The organism is Acinetobacter sp. AC1-2 (genome assembly GCF_016124155.1).
Classification (GTDB): domain Bacteria; phylum Pseudomonadota; class Gammaproteobacteria; order Pseudomonadales; family Moraxellaceae; genus Acinetobacter; species Acinetobacter calcoaceticus.
Genome location: NZ_JABFFO010000001.1, coordinates 126,021 through 148,783 on the forward strand (window position 1 = coordinate 126,021; position 22,763 = coordinate 148,783).

The window sequence follows — 22,763 nt, forward strand, 5'->3', positions numbered from 1 at the left end:
TATATAAAATAAAAAGCCTCCAATTGGAGGCTTTTTTATGGAAAGTATATAAGTCATGAAACTCACGGTGTGTGAACTTCACATACTTATATTAATGTTCTAAATACTTATTCATATATTCTTCACGAATAGCTGTTCTTTCTTCACCATTCGCTTTAAGCATACGCTGACGTAAATCATTACGCTCTTGTGTACTCATTTTTTGCCATGCTTCACGCATTTTTTCTTTTTCAGCATCGGGGAGCTGAGTAAACCAGTCCATACGTTGCTGTAGGTTTGTACTTTGATTAGCTGGTAACTCTTTTAAGCTCTGGTAACGTTTAATAACTGCACGTTGTTCCTCTTCAGAAAGAGCATTCCATGTGTCATCAACTTGTGTATTGGCATCTTTAGAAAAAATCCAAAATCGTTCAAAACCTGCAAAACTGGTTTGCAAGAAACTTAATGAACAAAGGATAAGCGCTAATTTTTTAGCTGCCATGTTGTACTTTATCCTCACCCAAGACCATTAGCATTTCTAAATCTTCCACCATTTGTGGGGATAATTTAGGATTTACAATCACTTGATTTTGTGGCTTATCAACAATATCTGCTGAATTAGGTAAAATTACAAAACCTGTGATCGCTGCTGCAAGTGCAAAACCAGACATTTTCCAGACACTATAAAAAGAGGCTGGTTTTTGTTGAATATGGTCAAGCACATGATTCATGACCACTGTTTTATTTTTATGGTGATGTGCCAAACTATCAAGTTTAGACGTCACCTTTTTAGTGAAATCATCATGATTCATCAGAACCTCCCAAGGGATTTAAATGGGCCAAGTACTCTCTAAGTCCCTGAATTGCTCGGTGATAATGGGTTTTTACACTACCTTCGGTACAGTTCATGATCTGAGCTGTTGTGTGTGTGTCAAAACCTTCCCACGCACGTAACATAAATGCCTGTTGTTGACGAACAGGTAGCTTTGAAATCGCTTCTCGAATTTCTTCGATAGTTACTGCTTGATCGAGAAAATCCGCAGGATTAATGGCTTTTTCATCAACTACATCAATAATTTCGTCGTCGTCATTGTCCAGACTAACTTTTTTGAAGAATGAAAATGGGTTTGCTCTACGAGATTCTTTGCGGCGCCAATCCTGAAGTTTGTTGTTTAAAATCGTATAAAACAGGGGGTACCATTCTTCAGTACTTTTATCGGCATAAGATTTGTGTAAAGCAATAAATGCTTCTTGAACCAAATCCATTGCAATACCTTGTTGACCTTGGGTAGCGCTCTCCATCATCACCAAAGCACGACCAGTTACATCTTGCATGAAAACTTTCAGGCGTTGCTCAGCCGTGCTTGCATGAGCACTAGATGTTTCCGATCGAGACTTTTTAGGTGCTAAATCCATGGAGATGGAAAATCCTGTCATTGGACATACCCACCTTATCTTCAATATATCTCTTATATAACGTTGAAAAGAGGTGGGAGGTTGACAACAATCGGCTATTTTTTACTAGTGTAATTGATTTTTTTCATAAATATGTGAGATGTAAAATAAATTAACGTTTTATTGGCGTTGACGAACCATCTCAAAAAAACAAATAGATCCTGCAATTGCTACGTTTAATGACTCTTGTCCACCTGGTTGAGGAATAGTCACAGATTGTGCATGATCTAATGCGTAATCACTTGCACCTTGACCTTCGTTTCCTAAAATCCATACACAGGGTTTTGAAAGATCTTGTGAATAGAGGCTTGTTGAGTGATGAGAGCTCGTAACAAAAACTGGAATATGAAATTTTGGAAGAATATCTGTGAGTTGGAAGTTTTCAAAACAATGTAAGCTAAAATGAGCTCCCATACCTGCTCTTAAAACTCGCGGAGACCAAAGTGATGCAGAGCCTTGTGTGCAAATAATTTGTTTAATATTTGCTGCTGCTGCTGAACGTAGCAATGTGCCTACGTTACCAGGATCTTGGATATTTTCTAAAATCAAAGTATCTATGTTGTAATCGATCGTTGATGCAGTTTTAGGTAAATCGATAATAGCCAAACAAGGCAGACTCGTACCTAATGTACTCAAATCTCTATATAAAACTTCACTAATAACAAAGATATGACCTTGATGTAGATCGATTATTTCTTTTAAATCGTCGTGTTCTAATGCTTGTTCTGTTGTAAATAAAGAGAAAAGCTTCTTCTGTTGCTGTAGCCAAGCTAAACAAAGATGAGTGCCTTCAAGGACTGTTTGCTGGTGTTTTTTTCGGGCGTTACTAAGTTCGATTAATCCACGCAAATGTTTAATTTTTGCATTGTCTTTTGATTCTAAAAAAATAACAGCCATAAGGAAATATCCAACAAAAGGGCACCATCATACTATGATGCCCTAATTAATTAAAATTATTAATGATAGCTTGTTACGCGTTCAACTTCATTTTTAGAACCAATAATCACAGGAACTCGTTGATGAAGTTCTGTTGGTTCAATGTCTAAAATGCGAACACGGCCTGTAGTTGATGTACCACCAGCTTGTTCAATGAGCATACTCATTGGATTCGCCTCATACATTAAACGTAAGCGACCCGCTTTTTTCGGATCTTTTAAGTCATATGGATAAAGGAAAATACCACTGCGGCATAAAATACGGTGAATATCACCCACCATACATGCTACCCAGCGCATGTTGAAATCTTTTTCACGAACAGAGGTTTTACCTGCAAGTAATTCATCAATATATTGTTTTACAGGATCTTCCCAATGACGCTGATTAGAAGCGTTAATTGCAAACTCTTGAGTATCTGCTGCAACTTGAACATTGTCAGTAGTGAGCAAGAATGTTTGAGTTTCTGGGTCTAAAGTAAAGAATGCTACGCCATTTCCAACTGTTAAAGCCATCATGGTTGATGGGCCATAAAGTACATAACCAGCAGCAACTTGCTGTGTACCAGCTTGCATGAAATCTTCGGCTTGTGTTACCGCATTTTTTGCCGGCAGAATAGAGAAAATTGTACCTACACACATATTAATATCGATGTTACTTGAACCATCTAATGGGTCAAATAAAACCAGATATTTACCATTTTCTTGGGCTGGTGTGAACTCATCAAGCTCTTCAGAAGCAAGACCACCTACTTGTGGATGAGCTTTTAATGCATCGATTAAATAGTCATTAGAAATCACATCAAGTTTTTTCTGTGTTTCACCTTGAACATTTTCATTACCAGCACTTCCTAAAATACCAGCGAGCGCACCTTTTTGTAAGGCTTGATCGATAGTTTTACAGGTTGTGGCGATAGTATCGATGACTTGAGCCAACTCCGGTGTTAGATTCCCTTTTTGTTGTTCTAAAAATTGGGACAAGGTGAGGTTGGACATAGAAAATAGCTCCTGTGCTTCAAGCATCAAAATGAGTCAGATAAATACGTGGCATATTCTAGATGAGAATGTCACAAAATAAAAATTATCTTACTTTATTTGTGTTGGATTTATGCTTACAACCCCCATTTTAAGTGGTATGTTGATTATATAACAACGGACTGTATATTTTAGGAGAATCGAAATGACAACAAAGAAGTTTGATGCGACCCCAACTGCAGGTGAACCAATCAATCTAGATGAAATTTCGAAAGAGAATGTTCAGGATGCTTGGAAAGATTATGAGGCAAAACCTGAATATAAAGATTTTAATAAGCATGATTTGATTGAATCGATGCAACATTCTGAAGAAGAAAAGAAATCTTCCTAAGTTTTGTTATTATAAAAAAACGCTCATAAAAATATGAGCGTTTTTTTATGCATATTCTTTATTTTAATAAAGGGGGTACTGCTTCATAATTAATTTCAACGCGGCGGTTTTCTTTCCACGCAGATTCATCATGTCCTGCATTAACAGGAGCTTCTTTACCATAACTTACAGCTTCAAGTTGCTGTGGGTTTACGCCATTGGTAATTAAATAACTTTGCACAGCTTTAGCACGACGCTCACCTAAAGCCATATTGTACTCACGTGTACCACGTTCATCTGTATGACCAGTTAAAGCAACTTTTGAATTTGCATTTGCCATAAGAAATTGTGCGTGAGCTTGGAGAGTTTGATAGTCTTCAGTAGATAAGTCACTGCTGTCATAATCAAAATGAACAACGCGTTTAGCCAAAGCAGCTTTATTTGCCTCAGTTACACCTTTAGATGAAGCACCTGCCAAATTTTGAGCATTTAATGCTGCATCTTCACTTAAACCAGAAGTGTTTACCGTACTTGGATTTGTACCTGTTGTTGTAGTCGCTGCCGGTTTGCGGCTAGCACAACCTGTCATTACAAGTGCTACGCTAAGAAAGGGTAAAGCTAAATATTTGATTGATTTCATGATCATCTCCATCAATGGAATTAAAAGTTATTTTGGTGCCCATGCCGGTTCACGTACTTCACCTTGTTCACTTGGTAAATTCATACGGAAACGTCCATCAGTAGACATAATAGACAACAAGCCACGGCTGCCTTCACGAGTTGCGTAGACGACCATTTGCCCATTTGGTGAGAAACTTGGTGATTCATCTAAACTGGTTGGGGTAAGAATATTGGTGATGCCAGTATTAATGTCCTGAATTGCAACTTTATAACTGCTGCCACTTGGGCGATGAACAAGAGCAATCTTTTTGCCATCTGCACTCAGAGTTCCACGTGCATTAAATGAACCTTTAAACGTTAGACGTTTTACTGAGCCATCAGCAAAGGTATAACGATAGATTTGGGCAGAACCACCACGGTCAGAAGTAAAAATAAACGATTTTCCATCTGGTGTATAACGTGCTTCGGTATCAATTGCCGAGTCATTTGTCATACGTTTGACTTGGCGAGTTGATAAATCCATTTGATAGATTTCAGGGTTGCCATTCATAGATGCTGTAAATAGCATTGATTGGCCATCAGGTGAAAAACTCGGTGCGCCATTTAGGCCTTTAAAGCTTGTGAGTACTTCACGCGTCCCTGTAGATAAATCTTGTAAATAAATTGCTGGACGTTTGGTTTCAAATGAAACATAAGCAATTTTCTTAGCATCTGGTGTCCATGCTGGTGAAAGAATTGGATCACGAGATGACAAAACAGTTTTTGGTTGTTCACCATCCGTATCTGCAATTTGTAGAGTATAACGTTCTGCAGGAGTTGCCGGATTTCTGAGTACATACGCAATACGGCCACTAAAATCACCCGGAATGCCTGTAAGTGCCTGATAAATAGCATCACTCACCATATGGCCAGCTTGACGTATGCGTGAAGCAGGTACATTTAAAAGTTCATTTAAAATGTATTGCTGCTTTTGTACATCATAAAGTTGGTAATGAACTTCAAAACCTGTAGCTGTTTGTTTAATTTGTCCAGTAACTACATATGGAATTCCGGCAGCTTGCCAGTCAGAAGCTTGAATCTGATTGATTGCAGCATTAGCAGGTAAATTTTTAGATGAGCTTGTAAAGCGTCCAGAACGGTTTAAGTCAGTTTCAACAATAGGAGAGAGCCCATTGTCATTGTTAAACGGGACAATAGCAATTTTAGGTGCCTGATCTGGTGCTTTAGCAATTTCCAGATATAACTGGGCAAAAGCAGTTGTAGAAGCTAGAGGGCTTAATGCGGTGATCAATGCTAAAGATAGCAGGTGTTTGCGGCTCGTATTCATAAGTTTAAAGTCATAGCTGGTATTTTTGTGACTGTTGATTTTGTAGCATAGTTACATGCCTTAAACTATTTAAAGCATGTAACTCTTTCAAAATTATTGCGCTCTAAATGTAGAGGTAACACTTCTTGCTTCGCGCCTTGCATCTGGGTCTGATGGCATAGGATATGGCGCAGAGGCTTGAATTGCGGCCTTAATACTTGCATCTAAAGCATCATCTCCGCTTGAACGCGTGATTACAATTGAATTGACACTTCCCGAATCTGAGAGGGTAAAACGAACACCAACTGTTTTACCACTACTGCCTGTCGGGACATCCCAAGAGCGTCGAATTTTTTGCTCAAAATCACGTCTAGCTGAAGAAGCAACTTTTTTAGCTTCAGCTTTCTTTTGAGCTGCGTCTTCTTGTGCTTTTTGAGCAGATGCAGCTTTTGCCTCAGCCTCTGCTTCAGCTTTACGTTTAGCATCGTCAGCAGCTTTTTGTTGTTTGGCTTTTGCATCGGCATCGGCTTCGGCTTTGCGTTTAGCTTCGTCATTGGCTTTTTGCTGTTTAGCTTTTGCATCGGCGTCAGCTTTACGTTTAGCATCTTCATTTGCTTTTTGTTGTTTGGCTTTTGCATCGGCATCAGCTTTACGTTTGGCATCTTCATTTGCTTTTTGTTGCTTAGCTTTTGCATCGGCGTCAGTTTTGCGCTTAGCGTCTTCATTAGCTTTTTGTTGCTTAGCTTTTGTATCGGCGTCAGCTTTACGTTTAGCATCGTCAGCAGCTTTTTGTTGTTTGGCTTTTGCATCGGCTTCGGCTTTGCGTTTAGCTTCGTCATTAGCTTTTTGCTGTTTAGCTTTAGCATCTGCCTCAGCTTTACGTTTAGCGTCGTCATTGGCTTTTTGCTGTTTGGCTTTTGCCTCAGCTTCAGCTTTACGTTTAGCTTCTTGCTGGGCTAAAAGTTTAGCGTTTTCAGACTTTTGAGCCTCACGTTTCAGTTTTGCATCGGTCTCAGCTTTACGCTTAGCCTCTTCAGCGACTTTTTGTCTAGCCTTAGCATCTGCTTCAGCTTTCGCACTTTGTTCGGCTTTGCGTTTTTGTTCAGCTTCCGCTCTTGCTTTAGCTTCAGTTTGACGTTTAGCTTCAGCCTGCTGCTTTTGTGCTTCCTCTACACGTTGCTGCTCTGTTGCTTGTTTAGCTTTCGCCGCTTCCTCAGCCTTGCGTTTTTGTTCAGCTAATTTTGCTTGTTGTGCCTGTTCAGCTTTTTGCTTTTCAGCAGCGAGCTGCTGTGCAGTCGGAGGAGGGGGTACTGCTGGAAGATTTTGAGGAAGAGTTTCATCCACAATAGGGCTTAATACCTCTTTTGCTTCATTTGTAGCAGTTGTCTCTTGTTCAATTTCTTTCGCTAAAGGCGGGGGTAAATCTTCTGGCTTAACTAAAATAGTTGTTAGCTTTTTTGGCTGTTCAGGTGGTTTACTCAAGCCTAAAAAAAGCAAGCCAACAATGGCAATTGCATGAACTCCAATTGTAAAGCTCAATGCAATCGCATTTTGTTTAAAGTGTGGCTTTTGATTTTTATTCATAGCTTATTTTAAAGGCTCTGTCAGAAGGCCAACCTGAGTTAAACCTGCTTCTTGTAAACTTGCCATCAGTGATACGACTTCTCCATAAGGACGAGACTTATCACCATTGACTAAAACTGTGAGTTGTTTATTTTCTTGTTCAGCTTGCTTTTGTGCACCGCTTAAAACTTCTTCAAGTTTTTCACGAGACAATGGTTCACTATCTTTGTAATCTTCATACTGAAGATAAATATTGCCATCTTTACCAATAGTTACCATGGCTGGCATATCTTTTGATTCGATTGGATGGTTATTTGCTTGTGGTAAATCGACTTTAATACCACTAGTAATCATGGGAGCAGTCACCATGAAAATAACCAAAAGTACGAGCATAACGTCAATATAGGGTACGACGTTCATATCACTTTTTAGTGGTTTTTTTATGCGCTCAAAGCGCCCTGAACGCTGAATTGCCATTATGCATCTTCCTGTGATGAACCCACAGACTGACGTTGCAATAAAGCAATCATCTCTTCAGCAAATAAAGCACGATCAGAGTAAACACTTTCACTTTTAGACGTGAAGTGGTTAAAAGCCAATACAGCAGGAATTGCAGCGAATAAACCAATTGCAGTTGCAATAAGTGCTTCGGCAATACCCGGTGCAACAGTTGCCAGAGTAACTTGATCAACAGCAGCTAAACCGATAAAGGCATTCATAATGCCCCAAACAGTACCGAATAGACCGATATAAGGAGCTACAGAACCGATACTTGCTAAACTACCTAAGCCATATTCTAGGTGGCTCTGATCACGACTCAAACCTACACGTAAAATACGTTCAGTTCCTTCGATCGTTTGTGAAACAGGAGCCTGACGTTTTTTAAGTTTAAAAAATTCACTCAATCCTTGATAAAAAATATCTTCAAGACCTGAGCGTTTTGAGTTGAGTTGAGCATTGTTGTAAAGCGTATTGAGTTCAGCACCAGACCAGAACATTTTCTGGAAATGTTCATCTTCTTGATGTGCTTTTTTATAACTCATATGTAACTTGGCAATCAGATACCAACTAAAGATTGATGCTAATAATAAAATTAGCATGACCAACTGAACGACTGGACTTGCCTGTAAAATAAGGTCAGAAATATGCAGGGTTGATTCAATGTTTGTTGCCATAGTTACATATGCCGGTTGTTTTTTTAGTCTTGTTCCAATTCTTTACGAATAAGATCACGTATTTCTTCTGGAAGACGACGAGCTATCAGTTCTTTGCTTAAACATGCCAACTCAACCTCGCCAGAAGCAAGCAAGATTTCACCACGATAAATATTTTGTTGCAACACAAATGACGCAGCTTTACATGAAACTACACGTGCTGTAACAGTAATTAAATCATCCATTAAAATAGGACGCATGTATTTTACGTCAATTTTGTGTACGACAAAGTTGTAGTCTTTTTGATGCCAGTAATGATCAACGCCAGAAGCACGGAGCCATTCAGTACGGGTACGTTCCATATAGCGAATGTGGTTGGCATGGTAAACAATACCACCTGCGTCCGTATCTTCAATATAAACACGAATGTTGAATTCAAAATGATTCGCCATGAGAGGATTCCGTTTTAGTTCACTATAGAGCTTTGCATTTAAAATATGACTGCTGAATAAAACATCAATTTTATTCGAAGCCACGTATATGCTTTAAATACGGGGCAGTTTAGCAGATTGCATACTAAGTCCTATGGCACAACCTTTCAATTGCGATTGCTGTATTTCTAGTCTAAAAACGGTACATCTTATGGCTAGCATGCTTTTAAATTATGACGGTTTCCATGTGGTTTGAACTTGTTTTGATATATTCGGATAATCTAATACGAACCTTACATGTAACTCGGTTCCTGTTTTTAAGGCCTTGTCATCTACAATAAAATAAGGATTGTGATTCGGTGCAGCCTGACTTAAATCTTGATTTTCTGGTGTAGCTCCTAAGAAAACAAAGAATGAAGGCATCAGTTTGCCATAATATGCAAAATCTTCACTTGCACTCGCATTATGATCTAAAACATGTAATTTTGAATCTCCAGCAACTTTGGCTAAAGTTGGCTGAATAAGTTGAGTAAGGGTTTTATCATTCATGGTCACTGGTGCATAAGGTGCAATTTCAACTTTAGCAGTTACATCATTTGCTTGAGCATTATGCTCTATCATGACCGGTAAGATTTTTAAGATATTATTTCTTATTTGTTCGTTATTGGAGCGAATGGTCCCGATCATATTGACCTGTTCAGGAATTACATTTCCTGCAGTGCCGCCTTGAATATTGCCGATACTGATTACGCCCATACCTTCAGTCAGATCTGTTCTTCGGCTAATAAGACTTTGTAAATTATTAATCATCAGTGCAGATGCATAAATTGGATCTTTGCCTAACCATGGGGTAGAGCCATGGACCTGTTTGCCATTGACCTGAATACGTAAGTGATCTGCACTATTTAAAATGGCCCCATCTTTATAATAGAGATGTCCACTTTTCATGCCTGCCATGACATGCATTCCAAAAATAGCTTCTGGCTTATAGTCTTTAAAGGCGCCGTCTGCGATCATTTTTCTAGAACCGATTTGATCGCCATGAGTAAAATTATCTATATCTGCACCACCTTCTTCAGCAGGTTGCAAAACAAAAACAACTGTGCCCGATATTTTATCTTTATTAGCAGCCAAAATTTTTGCTGCGCCTAATAACATTGCAGTGTGTGCATCATGTCCGCAAGCATGCATCACATAAGTTTCTTTACCTTGATAAATTGCTTTTTGTTTACTTGCAAAGGGTAGGCCGCTTTTTTCTTCCATCGGCAGAGCATCCATATCAGCTCTAAGTGCGATGATAGGGCCGGGTTTGTCGCCTTTTAAAATGCCGATTACGCCAGTTTTTGCATAACCAGTTTTGACCTGAATGCCATAAGATTTCAATTCTTTTTGAACAAGGGCAGATGTTTTAAACTCCATATTGCCCAGTTCTGGATGTTGGTGAATGTTTTGTCTTAGCTGAATAATCTGATTTTCATTTTGTTGAGCAGCATCATTGACCCAATCTGCTAGGCTTAGCTGACTTATGAGGGCGAGTGGCAAAAATAAAGTGGCTTTCTTATACATGTCCTTATCCTAAAAATATTATTGTTCATAAGATTTAATATCTTGATTTCTTATAATTCAGTTTTTAAAAATATTAAAAAATCAATAAGGTATAAAGAAAGACTTAAAAGGTATCGAGTCGCTAATTGATTGATAAGACAATTGTTATTTTAGTTAAATAGAATAGTTAAATTAAAAAAAGGAAGAGAAAATTCTCTTCCTTTGGTTAGTTTTTAGGCTCAGGTGGGGTCAATCCAAACTGTAAATAAGATTGATTGGTTGCAATACGGCCTCGAGCAGTACGCATCACATAACCTTGTTGAATTAAATAAGGTTCAAGAACGTCTTCAAGCGTGCCGCTATCTTCAGCCATTGCTGCTGCAAGTGCTTCAACTCCAGCAGGACCACCATCAAAACGCTCTAGTAGCATGCTCAAATAACGTCGGTCTAGGGTGTCTAAACCTGCCTTATCAACATTGAGCATATCAAGCGCACGTTGCGCCATGTCATGGGTTACTTCACCTGTACCTTTTACTTGTGCATAGTCACGCACACGACGTAATAGACGATTGGCAATACGAGGTGTTCCACGTGCACGGCGTGCAACTTCTTCTGCACCCTCAACAGTAATGGGTACATTCATTAAGTTTGCAGAGCGCGACACAATATGAGTGAGGTCTTCTACAGAGTAAAACTCAAGACGTTGCACAATACCAAAACGGTCACGTAGAGGTGAGGTAAGTAAGCCCGCACGTGTAGTCGCAGCGACGAGTGTAAAAGGTGGTAAATCCAGTTTGATTGAGCGAGCAGCAGGACCTTCACCAATCATGATATCCAGTTGGTAATCTTCCATCGCTGGGTAAAGAATTTCTTCAATAACTGGAGAAAGACGGTGAATTTCGTCAATGAACAAGACATCGCCTTCTTCAAGGTTGGTAAGCATTGCAGCTAAGTCGCCCGCACGCTCCAAAACTGGCCCCGAAGTAGATTTAAGATTACCGCCCATTTCACGCGCAATAATGTTGGCAAGTGTGGTTTTACCCAAGCCGGGTGGACCAAAAATCAGCGTGTGATCGAGTGCTTCACCACGACCGCGAGCAGCGCCAATGAAAATTTCCATTTGTTCGCGTACTACAGGTTGCCCAATATAGTCGGCAAGTGAAGTTGGTCGAATCGCCCGATCAAAATGATCTTCTGGTTTTTCTGCTCCACTGATTAAACGGTCTTGCATAAGTGTTTTACTTCATCATTGATTTTAGAGCAGCGCGAATAATATCGGCTGATTCGGTGTAATCGGCTTTAACAGCAGCAACTGCTTTTTGTGCCTCAAGTGGCTTGTAACCTAAAGATTGCAAAGCTGCTTCTGCTTCTGCCACAGGAGAGTTTGCAGCAAACTGAATTTGAGGCAGGGTAGTCGCAGAAGAAGTTCCTTGAGCCAATGTTTTGAAACGGTCACGAAGTTCAATCATTAAGCGTTCAGCAGTTTTTTTGCCAACGCCCGGGACTTTGACCAACGTGTTGATGTCGTCATGCTCAATTGTATGCACTAGTAGCTCAACACTTAAAGTCGATAGAATCCCTAATGCCATTTTCGGACCGACACCATTTACTTTTAATAAGGTGCGGAAAATTATTTTTTCTTGAGCATCACTGAAACCGTAAAGCTGTTGAGCATCTTCACGGACAACCAAATGCGTCCATAACGTAACTTTTTGGCCTTTTTGTAATTGGCAAAATGTTGAAAGTGGCGTATCAATTTCATAACCCACACCATTTACATTCAGTAAGACAGTAGGGGCTTCTAGGGCAAACACTTCGCCAATTAAACATCCGATCATAGAGTAATTTCACTTATTCATAACTGTAAATCTGGTCGTTCTAACATTCATTGAAAACGACACAGGTTTTATTTCTTTCTATATCAAGCCAGCTTAAAACAAGCCAATTTTATTACCTTGTAACTCTTGAGCCAAGCTATAAGCCTGATGATCTGAGAACTTACTGATAATATCGAGTACTTGCATAATATTACTGTAGTGATTATTGCTAAAGTTAGCACCATACAGATTAAGGATAGACATTAAACGTTGTTCTTTAAAGCTCAAAGATTTATGTGGTGTGGTCAAAGGTACAAATGCATCCAAAATAGTCTGTAAACTTTGATGCGCAATAATTTCTAAACCAGACTTTTGTGGATGTTCAAAAATTTTATCACGTGCCAGATTTTTGGCTGTTTCGATACCAATGGCAATATCGGGTGAGCAATATTGTAAAAGGTTACCTTTAAGCTGACCGGTAATAATTTCATAATGATGTTTAGCAAAAGCCGTAGTAACTTCATCTACAAGACGTTTCATAACACGACCACGTAATGCTGAAATCTTTTGTTGCCATGTACTGTCTGGGTGTGACAATTCTTCAGGCTGACCATAATCGGCAATGAGGTTTAAGAAAATTGGTTCAACTTCTTGGTAACTCAGCATATTTAAGATAATGCCATCTTCTAAGTCAATTAAGGCATAGCAAATGTCATCAGCAGCTTCTAACAAGTAAGTCAGTGGGTGACGGCAATAATGATATTCACCTAACTGAATTAGTCCGAGCTGTTCAGCAATCTGTTTTAAAATTTCTTTTTCAGACTGATAACAGCCAAACTTTGCTCGCTGATGGGAAGGGCGATCACCTTGTGAAGCAATGGTTTTTGAAAGCCATGGATACTTTAAATAAGCACCTAAGGTTGCATAGGTTAAACGCATACCTCCATCATTTGGATGATAATCAATGCGGCTTAATAAACGTAATCCTTGAGCATTACCTTCAAACTGGCGAACATCGGCTTCTTCTTCGGGGCTTAGTTTCTTCAAAAAATCATCATGTGATGCATCATCGAACCACTCACGAATTGCATATTCACCTGCATGCCCAAAAGGTGGGTTACCAATATCGTGAGCCAGACAGGCTGCTTGAATAATTGCACCGACATCGGCAGGAGAAATCCAGACAGGTAATTCATTTTTTATTTTTTCTGCTGCGAGCATACCCATTGAGCGGCCAATACAGGAAACTTCAAGTGAGTGAGTTAAACGGGTATGAATGCCATCATGCTGTGCGAGTGGGTGAACTTGCGTCTTACGGTTTAGCTGACGAAAACTTTGAGAAAATATAATGCGGTCATAATCTTTATGGAATGGGCTACGAGCCAGTTCTGTACTGCTTTTTTTACTACCTAAACGAACTGCAGAAAGCAGCTCTAACCAACGCATTTGTTCCATTTATCATTATTCAAAACTGTAAAACCTGATCATGCCAAAAAAAAGTTAAAAGCACTAGCTTGGTGCGACATAGTTTGTCTTAGTTCAGGTTTTATTATGTTATTGAACAAACATGAAACAATTTATTTTTAGCTAGAATGCCTAAAAAAATGATTTTGAACAAAAAACTAATCACTTCTTGCAGAATTAGGTTACAGAATACTGATTCTACATCTAGCTGATTTTAGCAAGAAGCAGTAGAATATGCGCTCTCTCTAAAGTCACATTGCGGTAAGGTTCACAAGACCTGCCCGTGGAGCCAAAATCAACATGTTTATCGTGGCCGGTGCAGCAGCACATTCTTCTTTTAAGAAAGCTCAACTATTAACACGTTTATCGTCAATTAGTTCTGTTCAATCTTTTGACAGCCAATGGGTCTATTTGTTTGATCAAGCGCTCAACGAGCAGCAACATCAATCTGCTTTGCAATTATTGAATGACGGTGAGTCTTTTGAACTTCGTCAATCTGCAAGTGATGAGATTCAGATTTTAGTTACACCACGTGTGGGTACTATTTCACCTTGGTCTTCTAAAGCAACTGATATTTTCAAAAACTGTAATACGCCAGTGCATCGTTTAGAACGTGGTCTTTTATTTACGTTAAAAGGTGTTTCTGAACTTTCTAATGAAGTTAAACAAGTACTTCATGACCGTATGACAGAAACAGTTTTTGCTCAAATTGATGATGCAAAAGCATTATTTTCAGAAACGGCACCAAAACCATTAAATTCAATTGATATCTTAGGTCAAGGCAAAGAAGCTTTGGTTAAGGCGAATAATGAGTTTGGTTTTGCGTTATCTGAACAAGAAATTGATTACTTAACCGAAGCATTCGGTAAGCTTGGTCGTAATCCAAATGACATCGAGTTGATGATGTTTGCACAGGCAAACTCTGAGCACTGTCGTCATAAAATCTTTGGATCTGAATGGACAATTGATGGTGAAAAACAACCATTATCATTGTTCCAGATGATTAAAAACACTTATAAAGAATCTCCAACTGATGTGTTATCTGCTTATAAAGATAATGCTTCAGTGATTGTGGGTTATGATACGATGCGTTTTTATCCGAAAGCGGATGAAAATGGTCACTTTGTTTATAAATATAAGAGCCAAGCTGCTCATATTTTAATGAAGGTTGAAACTCATAACCACCCAACAGCAATTTCTCCATTTGCTGGTGCTGCAACTGGTTCAGGCGGTGAAATCCGTGATGAAGGTGCTACAGGTCGTGGTGGTAAACCAAAAGCTGGTTTAACAGGTTTTACAGTTTCGAACTTAAACATTCCTGGTTTTGAACAACCTTGGGAAGAAAACTACGGTAAACCTTCACGTATGGCATCGCCATTACAAATCATGATTGAAGGTCCATTAGGTGGCGCGGCATTTAACAATGAATTCGGTCGTCCTGCATTAAATGGTTATTTCCGTACTTTCGAACAGAATGTAAATGGTGAAGTGAAAGGCTTCCATAAGCCAATCATGATTGCTGGTGGTTACGGTAATATCCGTCCAGACCATGTAGAAAAAGATGCGATTCAACCAGGTGATTTACTCATTGTCTTGGGTGGCCCTGCAATGTTGATCGGTCTTGGTGGTGGTGCTGCATCTTCAGTAGATAGCGGTACAATGGGTGAAAGCCTTGATTTCGCGTCTGTACAACGTGAAAACCCAGAAATGGAACGCCGTTGTCAAGAAGTGATTGATACTTGCTGGCGTTTAGAAGACTTCAACCCAATCGTTTCTGTACACGACGTTGGTGCTGGTGGTCTATCAAATGCTATGCCTGAACTTGTGAATGATCATGAGTTAGGTGCGGTACTTAATCTTCGTAAGATTCCTTCATTAGAGCCTGGCATGAGCCCAATGGAAATCTGGTCAAATGAAGCACAAGAACGTTATGTTCTCGCAATTCGCCCAGAATCTTTGGATCAGTTCGAAGCAATCTGTGCGCGTGAACGTTGTCCATTTGCTGTGTTAGGTGAAGCAACAGAAGCGCGTCACTTAACAGTTGAAGATCCGTTGTTCCAAAACGATGCAGTTGATATCCCAATGCAAGTAATGCTTGGTGGTACACCACGTATGCAACGTTCTTATGAAACTATTGAACGTAGTGGCGATGAGTTTGATGCTTCAAAAGTTGATTTGAAAGATGCGATTTTCCGCGTATTGAAAAACCCTACAGTTGCGTCTAAATCATTCTTGATTACCATTGGTGACCGTTCAATTACAGGTATGGTTGCACGTGACCAAATGGTTGGTCGTTGGCAGGTTCCTGTTGCAGATGCAGCAGTAACAACAACAAGTTTGCAAGGTTTCACTGGTGAAGCAATGGCAATGGGCGAACGTCCACCAGTTGCATTGTTAAATCCAGCAGCATCTGCTCGTTTAGCAGTTGCTGAAGCAATTACCAATATTGCATGTGCGAACATTGAACAAATTAGTGATATCAAACTTTCTGCAAACTGGATGGCTGCTGCTGGTCAAAAAGGCGAAGACCAAGCATTGTTTGAAGGCGTGAAAGCAATTGGTATGGAAATGTGTCCTGCTTTGGGAATTGCGATTCCAGTAGGTAAAGACTCACTTTCAATGCGCACGACTTGGAATGATGACGGTGAAGATAAAGCCGTAACTTCTCCAATGACAGGTGTAATCACTGCGTTTGCTCCAGTGACAGATGTTCGTAAGACCTTAACACCTGAACTTAAAAATTTAGAAGATTCAGTACTTGTACGTATTGATTTATCTAAAGGTCAGTTCCGTTTAGGTGGTTCGATTCTTGCACAAGTATATAAAGCAATTGGTTCAATCACTCCGGACGTTGATAGTTTTGATGATTTCAAAGCGTTCTTTGCTTTAATCCAAGACTGGAACAACCGTGGCTTGATTCAGGCTTACCATGACATTGGTGATGGTGGTTTATTAGCCTCTGTAGCTGAAATGATGTTTGCTGCGCGTTTAGGTGTTGCATTAGAAGACCAAACTCAAGCAAGTTTGTTTGCAGAAGAAATTGGTGCAGTACTTCAAATCAAAGCAACTGATTGGGAAGCTTTACAAGCAGAAATCGCTGCTTCTAGCTTGAAAGATGCAATTGCTGTAGTTGGTCGTGTAAACAACACAGATCAATTATCTGTAAATGGTTTAACTTTAGATCGTGCTGAATTACAACAAGCTTGGTCTGAGGTATCTCATCAGATCCAACGTCTACGTGATAACGTAGAAACTGCTGATCAGGAATTTTCATTAATTACTGATAATGAGCACCAAGGTTTGATTGCTAAACCAACATTCGACTTGAATGAACCTGTTGAAGCGCCGTTTATCAACACACGTCGTCCAAATATGGCAATCTTGCGTGAGCAAGGTGTAAACGGTCATATTGAAATGGCAGCAGCCTTTGATAAGGTTGGTTTCAATACTGTTGATGTGCACATGAGTGATTTACTTGCTGGTCGTGTTAGCCTAAGTGATTTCGAAGGTTTAGTGACTTGTGGTGGTTTCTCTTACGGTGACGTAATGGGTGCTGGTGGTGGTTGGGCAAAATCAGTATTGTTCAACGCGAAATTACGTGATCAGTTTGAACAATTCTTCCATCGTGATGAAACGTTCAGCTTAGGTATCTGTAATGGTTGCCAAATGTTGTCACAATTAGCGCCACTTATTCCAGGTGCTGAACACTGGCCACGTTTCCACCGCAATATGTCAGAAGTTTTTGAAGCTCGTAGCGTAAACGTTCGTGTTGAAAAATCTGTTTCTGTATTGCTTGATGGTATGGAAGGTTCGATTTTACCGATTGCCGTAGCACATGGTGAAGGTCGTGCTGTTGCGAGTGAAAGTGCTCTTGCTGGTTTAAATGCTGGTAACCAAGTGGCATTGCGCTATGTTGACAGCCTTGGTAACCCAACTCAGCACTATCCATTGAACCCGAATGGTTCACCTGAAGCAATTACTGGTGTGACTTCTAAAGACGGTCGTGCAACGATTATGATGCCTCACCCAGAACGTACTTTCCGTGCGCTTCAGCATTCTTGGAAACCAGAAGAGTGGACTGAAGACGGTGCATGGTTGCGTATGTTCCGAAATGCGCGTAAGTTTATTGGTTAATGTAAAGATTGAAATAAGCCACCGTAAGGTGGCTTATTTATGTGTACTAGAATATTAAAAATAGTGGAGAAGAAAAATGAAATCAAAAATCCATTTTCGTGAGTTTGCGTTGCTCATGGCATTACTTATGTCGATTGTTTCTTTTTCTATTGATGCAGTTTTACCAGCTTTAGGTGAGATTGGACGTATTTTTGAATTAAAAAATAATAACCAGTCGCAATGGGTCATCATTGGTATTTTTTCTGGAATGACAATCGGACAGCTTATTGCGGGACCGTTATCCGATGCGATCGGGCGTAAACGGATTTTATTCACAGGAATTATTATTTATTTTCTGGGAAGTTTATTGTGCTTTTCCACACAAAGTTTTGAATGGTTCTTAGTCGGGCGCTTTATTCAAGGTATCGGTGTTTCAGGGCCTTATGTTGCTTCTATTTCAATTGTTAGAGATAAATACAGCGGAGCTCAAATGGCTCGCATTATGTCTTTAATTATGATGGTGTTTATGGTTGCTCCAGCAATTGCACCGAGTTTAGGACAACTCATTATTCATTTCTTTGGTTGGCGTGAAATCTTTGTTTTATATATGGTCTATGCCACAGTTGTGGGAGCATGGGTCGCTTTACGACTAGAAGAGACTTTACTTCCCGAAAATCGTTTACCTATGCGTATAAAAGCATTTAAGGAAGGCTTTAAAGAAGTTGTGAGTAATAAAACCACCATGAGCTATCTATTGTGCGCTGGATTCTGTTTTGGTGGATTTATTGGTTATTTAGGAACGTCACAGCAAATATTTATGCAGCAATTTGGCAAAACAGGGCAAGAGTTTAGTGCTTACTTTGCTGTGCTTGCGGGTGTGATGGGAATCGCATCATTTACAAACTCTAAAATTGTCATGAAGTTTGGTATGCGTCCAATCTGTATTTATGGCTTTCTTGGATTGTGCTTAATTTCTTTAATTTTCTTGTTGATTCAACTCTTAGGCGTAACGATATCATTTTGGATGTTTATGCTTTATGCCTGCATTTTATTTTTATTGTTTGGAACGCTCTTTGGTAATTTAAATGCGATTGCCATGGAGCCGATGGGGCATGTTGCTGGAATGGCGTCGGCTATTATTGGTGCAGCTTCCTCTGTATTGTCACTTATTCTTGCTTCTATCATTGGGCAGTTATATAACGGTACATTGATTCCAATGACCTGTGGTTTTGTGATTTTGTGTGGTTTAGCTTTTGCTATGACAATATATGAGAATAGATATTTAAAGAAATCGGATGCTTAAAATTATAAAGATGAAGATAGATTACTGAATTTTAAACTTTTCTTTAGACTAAGATTTGCATATGGATGAGTGCTGTTCTTTTAAGCGTTTTAGACAACTTACGAGACTATAGACATAGAGCTATTTATCCCAGTATGCTTGGTTCGAGGTTGGTTCAATTTTTGCTTTCTCTGTAACAACGATAAAAATCGGAGATCAAAATGATGAAAAATGAAAATCATATAAAAACGTTTTATAAAAAAGATAAGGGCTGGCACTGGTTCGGTTTAGCGCTTGCCATTCAAATATTATTTATTGGAGTAAATTATTTAGTAATGATGAACTGATTTTACTTGTTGGACTTTTAAAAGGGTATGATTTCAGCCCAACTCATAAAATCTTGAGTCATTTTTGTTATGTTAAAGCTGATTTATTACGTGCCTGAGTCACATCTTGAATTAACTAAACAAGCCATTTTCTCTGCTGGTGCAGGTGGTATCGGTAATTATGAGCACTGCGCATGGCAAGTAAAAGGAATAGGGCAGTTTAAGCCAGTTAAAGGGGCTGCTCCCTATATTGGGCAGCTAGATGAACTTGAACAAGTTGATGAGTGGCGTGTTGAAACAATTGTGCTTGAAGAAAAAGCAAGGGCTGTAGCGAAAGCATTAAAGGCAAGCCATCCTTATGAAGAGCCTGCCTTTGAGTTTATTCAAATCATAGAAATTGATTTTAATTAAACTGAGAGAAATCTGGTTTACGTTTTTGCATAAATGCCTGAACAGCCTCTAGCATTTCAGGTGAGCGAACACGTTGCATAAAGATTTCAGCTTCATGATCAACACATTCGATAATCTGTTCTAAATTATGCTTCATGAGCGCTTTAGTTTGTTTTAAAGATGCAAGAGGCAAGGCCGTTAAGTGTTGAGCAGTTTGTTGAGCTGAAACATAAGCATCTTCAACTACTTCATTGACTAAACCTGCTTGCACCGCAGTTTCTGCATTAAACTTTTTCGCAGTAAATAGCAGCTCAGCTGCTTTATGATAGCCAGCTTGTTGAACAAGTAATTGACTTGCGCCACCTTCTGGAGAAAGACCTAGGCTTACAAATGGAATTTGGAAAAGAGCGGTGTTGTCAGCAAAAACCAGATCTGCATGCAATAAAATTGTAACGCCAATACCAATTGCAACGCCTTTTACCGCAATGATAAGTGGTTTTGATAATTTGGCAGCGGCTTTAAGTAAAACGAATGGTGGAACTTCTCCGGCTGGACCCATGTTAGGATTTTGTACAAAACCCATAAAATCTTTCATGTCATTGCCAGCTGTAAAATCTTGTTCTACACCACGTAGAACGACTACTCTAACTTCTTTATTGAGATCGGCTTCATTCAGTGCTTTGGCAATCCATAAATAAAGTTCGCCGTACAATGCATTCTTTGCATCTGGGCGATTTATGGCTAAGGTGAGTACGCCACCTTCTAAATTTGCGTTTAAATGTTGATGAGGTTGTTGAATACAGCTAAGTGTCATCGTACTATCCTTGCTTTAAACCACGTTGTTAATTTTTAGGTTCTCATTATGGCGCATATTTTTTGTAATGAGCGTTACTGGTGAGTTCATAAAAAGTGAAAATCTAATTATGTATAAATTTGACTATCTCGTTTTTATAGGTCGCTTTCAACCATTTCATTTGGCTCATATGCAGACAATTGAAATTGCCTTACAGCAAAGCCACTATGTGGTTTTGGCATTAGGCTCTGCGCAAATGGAACGTAATATTAAAAATCCATTTCTTGCGATTGAACGAGAGCAAATGATTTTATCTAATTTTTCATTAGATGAACAAAAACGTATTAAATTTGTGCATGTGGTTGATGTTTATAATGATAAAAAATGGGTGAAACAAGTCAAATCTTTAGTGAATGGCGTGATTGAACCGAACTCAAAAGTAGGTTTGATTGGTCATTTTAAAGATGAGTCTTCTTACTATTTAAAACTTTTCCCTGAATGGATTATGGTTGAGCTTGATAGTTTGAAAGATTCTATTTCAGCCACTCCGATGCGTGAGGCTTATTATCGTGGTGAAATCCAAACTGAATTTTTTCCTGTAGGAACTATTCAGTTTTTGGATGAATTTCAAAAAACACGTATCTATCAGCAACTTCAACAACGCTTTGAAGAGGATGACCTCTCTAATCTAGATGAGTTTGAATAAGAGCATATAGCTTAAGCATCTGCCCAAAAGATAATTCGGTTGGAAAACGGATCGGTGATACTGAGTTCAAGTGTTTCCCAATCTGTTTTTTCAACTTGAGGTTTGGCGAACTTATAATCTTTTTGACTCAATTCGCTATGCAGCTCATAAATAGGTTCCCAGTAAATGCGGATTGCACTATGTGGGCTTGCATCTCCAAAATGCTCAGATAAATGAATAACGCAATCATCTTTGGAAATTTGTAGATATAACGGAAAGTTATCTTCAAATTGATGTTGCCAATCAAGTTGGAAACCTAAGAATTCAAGATAAAATGATTGGGCTAAATCAACATCAAAAATTCTTAAAATTGGGGTGATTGAACCTGATTGCATCATTTTTTCCTTTTAACGTGTACCAAATTGTTGAGTCCAATAGCTCTTTTGTTTTGCAGACTGATCAGAAGCACAAGCGATTGCGTAAGTTGTAAATTTGGGATTCATTAGATTACTACAATGTAGAGGACTCGGCAGCCATTTAGACATAACTTCACTCAAAGTTTTCTGGCCGCTAGCGACATTTTCACCATTAGCTTTACCGAGTGTATTATAAATTTTCAAACGTGACTTTAAGTCTAGTCCTGTTGAACTCACATGTCCGAGAAAGTTGTGTTTTGCCATATCTTCACTATGAGAAAGTGCACCTTTATATAAATTATTATTCCAACTCAGCGGTTTAGCAGCAGGGTAAAACTGTTGACCACACTGGCGTGATTGTTGGCGGATCTGATTAATTGTATTAAGTATGGCTTGTTGATAAGCAGGGTTTTGTAAATCTTGGCAGCTTATTTCAATAGCAGTTTTCTGAATTTGAGCAATTGATGGGGTGGTGTCGGTTGGCATGGGTAATGTATTTGTACTACATGCACAGATAAAAAGAGTCAAAGGCAGTAAAGAGTAATTTTTGAGTAGACTCATGTGAACGCCTTAAAATAATTATTCTAATGTTTTTATCATACGCCAATGTCAAATTATTGAGCAATTCTTTGCAATAAAAAAGCGAGTTTGATACTCGCTTTTTTATTGCATACCTTTATCAAACCGATTGAAGGGCTTTTAGGTCTTCAAGCACTTGTTCAGCATGTCCTGCTGCTTTGACTTTACGGTAGCTTTTAACTAAGGTTTTGTTATGGAAAATGAAAGTAGAGCGTTCAATTCCCATAACTTTTTTGCCATACATGTTTTTTTCTTTAATGACATCAAAATGATTACAGAGTACTTCTTCTTTGTCGCTAATGAGGTCAATCGTGAGCGCTTGTTTTTCAGTAAAGTTTTGATGTGCTTTTACCGAGTCGCGTGAAATACCGAAAATACGTGTACCTAAAGCTTCAAATTGGTCTTTTAAACAAGAGAAACCGACTGCTTGTGTTGTACATCCAGGGGTTGAATCTTTTGGGTAGAAATAAATGATTAACCATTCATTCTCGACCTCGGCTAAGTTCACTTCACCGTGGGTAGTAGGGAAAACCTGATTTGGTAATTGAATATTTTCAGTCATTTCTC

The 22,763-nt window shown here is 39.1% G+C and carries 25 protein-coding genes; 6 read left to right on the plus strand and 19 right to left on the minus strand.

What is annotated here, in order from left to right; genetic code table 11:
- Positions 1-91: 91 nt before the first annotated feature.
- From HL290_RS00520 to HL290_RS00540, 5 genes are all read right to left on the minus strand, one after another.
- Positions 92-481 carry a DUF3106 domain-containing protein gene (locus HL290_RS00520; protein ID WP_004790640.1) on the minus strand — a complete coding sequence of 130 codons (390 nt, stop codon included), beginning with the start codon at positions 479-481 and terminating at the stop codon, positions 92-94.
- Positions 471-791 carry a hypothetical protein gene (locus HL290_RS00525; RefSeq protein WP_004643705.1) on the minus strand — a complete coding sequence of 107 codons (321 nt, stop codon included), beginning with the start codon at positions 789-791 and terminating at the stop codon, positions 471-473. Before HL290_RS00525 ends, HL290_RS00520 begins: the two co-directional genes overlap by 11 nt.
- Positions 781-1,395, minus strand: coding sequence for an RNA polymerase sigma factor (locus tag HL290_RS00530; protein ID WP_005045802.1), 615 nt, complete (start codon positions 1,393-1,395; stop codon positions 781-783). The genes HL290_RS00525 and HL290_RS00530 overlap by 11 nt, the downstream gene beginning before the upstream one ends.
- A 159-nt stretch (positions 1,396-1,554) precedes the next feature.
- The gene (locus tag HL290_RS00535; protein ID WP_198495302.1) at positions 1,555-2,331 is read right to left on the minus strand and encodes a TrmH family RNA methyltransferase; all 777 of its coding nucleotides are present in this window, start codon (positions 2,329-2,331) and stop codon (positions 1,555-1,557) included.
- A gap of 59 nt (positions 2,332-2,390) precedes the next feature.
- On the minus strand, positions 2,391-3,362 hold the full coding sequence (locus HL290_RS00540; protein WP_198495303.1) for a class 1 fructose-bisphosphatase: 972 nt from the start codon (positions 3,360-3,362) through the stop codon (positions 2,391-2,393).
- A gap of 184 nt (positions 3,363-3,546) precedes the next feature.
- Here HL290_RS00540 and HL290_RS00545 point away from each other — a divergent pair, with 184 nt between their 5' ends.
- Positions 3,547-3,732 (plus strand): NF038105 family protein, encoded by a 186-nt coding sequence (locus HL290_RS00545; RefSeq protein WP_003650227.1) that lies wholly within the window; start codon positions 3,547-3,549, stop codon positions 3,730-3,732.
- A 58-nt stretch (positions 3,733-3,790) separates the two neighbouring features.
- Here HL290_RS00545 and pal read toward each other — a convergent pair whose 3' ends face one another.
- The 10 genes from pal to HL290_RS00595 all read right to left on the minus strand — a co-directional run bounded on the left by pal (position 3,791) and on the right by HL290_RS00595 (position 13,603).
- A complete protein-coding gene (gene pal, locus HL290_RS00550; protein WP_009393712.1) occupies positions 3,791-4,351 on the minus strand; it encodes a peptidoglycan-associated lipoprotein Pal in 561 nt (186 codons plus the stop codon).
- A gap of 27 nt (positions 4,352-4,378) precedes the next feature.
- On the minus strand, positions 4,379-5,659 hold the full coding sequence (tolB, locus tag HL290_RS00555; protein ID WP_042898545.1) for a Tol-Pal system beta propeller repeat protein TolB: 1,281 nt from the start codon (positions 5,657-5,659) through the stop codon (positions 4,379-4,381).
- Between the two features lie 93 nt (positions 5,660-5,752).
- The gene (gene tolA, locus HL290_RS00560; protein ID WP_198495304.1) at positions 5,753-7,222 is read right to left on the minus strand and encodes a cell envelope integrity protein TolA; all 1,470 of its coding nucleotides are present in this window, start codon (positions 7,220-7,222) and stop codon (positions 5,753-5,755) included.
- 3 nt (positions 7,223-7,225) lie between these two features.
- Complete coding sequence (gene tolR / locus HL290_RS00565) at positions 7,226-7,678, minus strand: protein TolR (RefSeq protein WP_004790658.1); 453 nt, start codon at positions 7,676-7,678, stop codon at positions 7,226-7,228.
- The gene (gene tolQ / locus HL290_RS00570) at positions 7,678-8,376 is read right to left on the minus strand and encodes a protein TolQ (RefSeq protein WP_003650232.1); all 699 of its coding nucleotides are present in this window, start codon (positions 8,374-8,376) and stop codon (positions 7,678-7,680) included. Before tolQ ends, tolR begins: the two co-directional genes overlap by 1 nt.
- A gap of 23 nt (positions 8,377-8,399) precedes the next feature.
- Positions 8,400-8,807 (minus strand): tol-pal system-associated acyl-CoA thioesterase, encoded by a 408-nt coding sequence (gene ybgC, locus HL290_RS00575; RefSeq protein WP_004643695.1) that lies wholly within the window; start codon positions 8,805-8,807, stop codon positions 8,400-8,402.
- A gap of 210 nt (positions 8,808-9,017) precedes the next feature.
- Positions 9,018-10,352: a M20 family metallopeptidase gene (locus tag HL290_RS00580; RefSeq protein WP_198495305.1), complete on the minus strand. Its 1,335-nt coding sequence runs from the start codon at positions 10,350-10,352 to the stop codon at positions 9,018-9,020.
- Between the two features lie 205 nt (positions 10,353-10,557).
- Positions 10,558-11,562: a Holliday junction branch migration DNA helicase RuvB gene (ruvB, locus tag HL290_RS00585; RefSeq protein WP_004643694.1), complete on the minus strand. Its 1,005-nt coding sequence runs from the start codon at positions 11,560-11,562 to the stop codon at positions 10,558-10,560.
- Between the two features lie 7 nt (positions 11,563-11,569).
- The gene (gene ruvA, locus HL290_RS00590; RefSeq protein WP_005038862.1) at positions 11,570-12,169 is read right to left on the minus strand and encodes a Holliday junction branch migration protein RuvA; all 600 of its coding nucleotides are present in this window, start codon (positions 12,167-12,169) and stop codon (positions 11,570-11,572) included.
- A 93-nt stretch (positions 12,170-12,262) separates the two neighbouring features.
- Positions 12,263-13,603 carry a deoxyguanosinetriphosphate triphosphohydrolase gene (locus HL290_RS00595; protein WP_003650236.1) on the minus strand — a complete coding sequence of 447 codons (1,341 nt, stop codon included), beginning with the start codon at positions 13,601-13,603 and terminating at the stop codon, positions 12,263-12,265.
- Between the two features lie 309 nt (positions 13,604-13,912).
- Between HL290_RS00595 and purL the strand changes: the two genes are divergently transcribed.
- The 4 genes from purL to HL290_RS00610 all read left to right on the plus strand — a co-directional run bounded on the left by purL (position 13,913) and on the right by HL290_RS00610 (position 19,744).
- Positions 13,913-17,746, plus strand: a complete 3,834-nt coding sequence (purL, locus tag HL290_RS00600; protein ID WP_198495306.1) for a phosphoribosylformylglycinamidine synthase — start codon at positions 13,913-13,915, stop codon at positions 17,744-17,746.
- Positions 17,747-17,822: 76 nt separating this feature from the next.
- Positions 17,823-19,028 carry a multidrug effflux MFS transporter gene (locus HL290_RS00605; RefSeq protein ID WP_198495307.1) on the plus strand — a complete coding sequence of 402 codons (1,206 nt, stop codon included), beginning with the start codon at positions 17,823-17,825 and terminating at the stop codon, positions 19,026-19,028.
- Positions 19,029-19,228: 200 nt separating this feature from the next.
- The gene (locus HL290_RS18750) at positions 19,229-19,354 is read left to right on the plus strand and encodes a KGW motif small protein (protein ID WP_005038867.1); all 126 of its coding nucleotides are present in this window, start codon (positions 19,229-19,231) and stop codon (positions 19,352-19,354) included.
- Between the two features lie 69 nt (positions 19,355-19,423).
- Entirely contained in the window at positions 19,424-19,744 is a 321-nt protein-coding gene (locus tag HL290_RS00610) for an NGG1p interacting factor NIF3 (RefSeq protein ID WP_198495308.1), read from the plus strand.
- Here the strand turns inward: HL290_RS00610 and HL290_RS00615 are convergent.
- Positions 19,737-20,537, minus strand: a complete 801-nt coding sequence (locus HL290_RS00615; protein WP_198495309.1) for an enoyl-CoA hydratase-related protein — start codon at positions 20,535-20,537, stop codon at positions 19,737-19,739. The two genes, HL290_RS00610 and HL290_RS00615, sit on opposite strands and share 8 nt — an antisense overlap.
- Positions 20,538-20,646: 109 nt before the next feature.
- Here HL290_RS00615 and HL290_RS00620 point away from each other — a divergent pair, with 109 nt between their 5' ends.
- Positions 20,647-21,222, plus strand: coding sequence for a nicotinate-nicotinamide nucleotide adenylyltransferase (locus HL290_RS00620; RefSeq protein WP_198495310.1), 576 nt, complete (start codon positions 20,647-20,649; stop codon positions 21,220-21,222).
- A gap of 11 nt (positions 21,223-21,233) precedes the next feature.
- Here the strand turns inward: HL290_RS00620 and HL290_RS00625 are convergent, their stop codons facing one another.
- The 3 genes from HL290_RS00625 to HL290_RS00635 form a co-directional block, all read right to left on the minus strand.
- Positions 21,234-21,596, minus strand: coding sequence for a glyoxalase superfamily protein (locus tag HL290_RS00625; protein WP_004643686.1), 363 nt, complete (start codon positions 21,594-21,596; stop codon positions 21,234-21,236).
- A 12-nt stretch (positions 21,597-21,608) separates the two neighbouring features.
- Positions 21,609-22,178 (minus strand): CAP domain-containing protein, encoded by a 570-nt coding sequence (locus HL290_RS00630; RefSeq protein ID WP_198495311.1) that lies wholly within the window; start codon positions 22,176-22,178, stop codon positions 21,609-21,611.
- 118 nt (positions 22,179-22,296) lie between these two features.
- Positions 22,297-22,758 (minus strand): peroxiredoxin, encoded by a 462-nt coding sequence (locus HL290_RS00635; RefSeq protein WP_198495312.1) that lies wholly within the window; start codon positions 22,756-22,758, stop codon positions 22,297-22,299.
- Between the last annotated feature and the right edge of the window lie 5 nt (positions 22,759-22,763).

What these genes read in the sequence shown, in the direction of transcription:
- HL290_RS00520 (WP_004790640.1), bottom strand. Translation starts at nt 481, where the DNA reads ATGGCAGCTAAAAAATTAGCGCTTATCCTTTGTTCATTAAGTTTCTTG.
- HL290_RS00525 (WP_004643705.1), bottom strand. Translation starts at nt 791, where the DNA reads ATGAATCATGATGATTTCACTAAAAAGGTGACGTCTAAACTTGATAGT.
- HL290_RS00530 (WP_005045802.1), bottom strand. Translation starts at nt 1,395, where the DNA reads ATGGATTTAGCACCTAAAAAGTCTCGATCGGAAACATCTAGTGCTCAT.
- HL290_RS00535 (WP_198495302.1), bottom strand. Translation starts at nt 2,331, where the DNA reads ATGGCTGTTATTTTTTTAGAATCAAAAGACAATGCAAAAATTAAACAT.
- HL290_RS00540 (WP_198495303.1), bottom strand. Translation starts at nt 3,362, where the DNA reads ATGTCCAACCTCACCTTGTCCCAATTTTTAGAACAACAAAAAGGGAAT.
- HL290_RS00545 (WP_003650227.1), top strand. Translation starts at nt 3,547, where the DNA reads ATGACAACAAAGAAGTTTGATGCGACCCCAACTGCAGGTGAACCAATC.
- pal (WP_009393712.1), bottom strand. Translation starts at nt 4,351, where the DNA reads ATGAAATCAATCAAATATTTAGCTTTACCCTTTCTTAGCGTAGCACTT.
- tolB (WP_042898545.1), bottom strand. Translation starts at nt 5,659, where the DNA reads ATGAATACGAGCCGCAAACACCTGCTATCTTTAGCATTGATCACCGCA.
- tolA (WP_198495304.1), bottom strand. Translation starts at nt 7,222, where the DNA reads ATGAATAAAAATCAAAAGCCACACTTTAAACAAAATGCGATTGCATTG.
- tolR (WP_004790658.1), bottom strand. Translation starts at nt 7,678, where the DNA reads ATGGCAATTCAGCGTTCAGGGCGCTTTGAGCGCATAAAAAAACCACTA.
- tolQ (WP_003650232.1), bottom strand. Translation starts at nt 8,376, where the DNA reads ATGGCAACAAACATTGAATCAACCCTGCATATTTCTGACCTTATTTTA.
- ybgC (WP_004643695.1), bottom strand. Translation starts at nt 8,807, where the DNA reads ATGGCGAATCATTTTGAATTCAACATTCGTGTTTATATTGAAGATACG.
- HL290_RS00580 (WP_198495305.1), bottom strand. Translation starts at nt 10,352, where the DNA reads ATGTATAAGAAAGCCACTTTATTTTTGCCACTCGCCCTCATAAGTCAG.
- ruvB (WP_004643694.1), bottom strand. Translation starts at nt 11,562, where the DNA reads ATGCAAGACCGTTTAATCAGTGGAGCAGAAAAACCAGAAGATCATTTT.
- ruvA (WP_005038862.1), bottom strand. Translation starts at nt 12,169, where the DNA reads ATGATCGGATGTTTAATTGGCGAAGTGTTTGCCCTAGAAGCCCCTACT.
- HL290_RS00595 (WP_003650236.1), bottom strand. Translation starts at nt 13,603, where the DNA reads ATGGAACAAATGCGTTGGTTAGAGCTGCTTTCTGCAGTTCGTTTAGGT.
- purL (WP_198495306.1), top strand. Translation starts at nt 13,913, where the DNA reads ATGTTTATCGTGGCCGGTGCAGCAGCACATTCTTCTTTTAAGAAAGCT.
- HL290_RS00605 (WP_198495307.1), top strand. Translation starts at nt 17,823, where the DNA reads ATGAAATCAAAAATCCATTTTCGTGAGTTTGCGTTGCTCATGGCATTA.
- HL290_RS18750 (WP_005038867.1), top strand. Translation starts at nt 19,229, where the DNA reads ATGATGAAAAATGAAAATCATATAAAAACGTTTTATAAAAAAGATAAG.
- HL290_RS00610 (WP_198495308.1), top strand. Translation starts at nt 19,424, where the DNA reads ATGTTAAAGCTGATTTATTACGTGCCTGAGTCACATCTTGAATTAACT.
- HL290_RS00615 (WP_198495309.1), bottom strand. Translation starts at nt 20,537, where the DNA reads ATGACACTTAGCTGTATTCAACAACCTCATCAACATTTAAACGCAAAT.
- HL290_RS00620 (WP_198495310.1), top strand. Translation starts at nt 20,647, where the DNA reads ATGTATAAATTTGACTATCTCGTTTTTATAGGTCGCTTTCAACCATTT.
- HL290_RS00625 (WP_004643686.1), bottom strand. Translation starts at nt 21,596, where the DNA reads ATGCAATCAGGTTCAATCACCCCAATTTTAAGAATTTTTGATGTTGAT.
- HL290_RS00630 (WP_198495311.1), bottom strand. Translation starts at nt 22,178, where the DNA reads ATGAGTCTACTCAAAAATTACTCTTTACTGCCTTTGACTCTTTTTATC.
- HL290_RS00635 (WP_198495312.1), bottom strand. Translation starts at nt 22,758, where the DNA reads ATGACTGAAAATATTCAATTACCAAATCAGGTTTTCCCTACTACCCAC.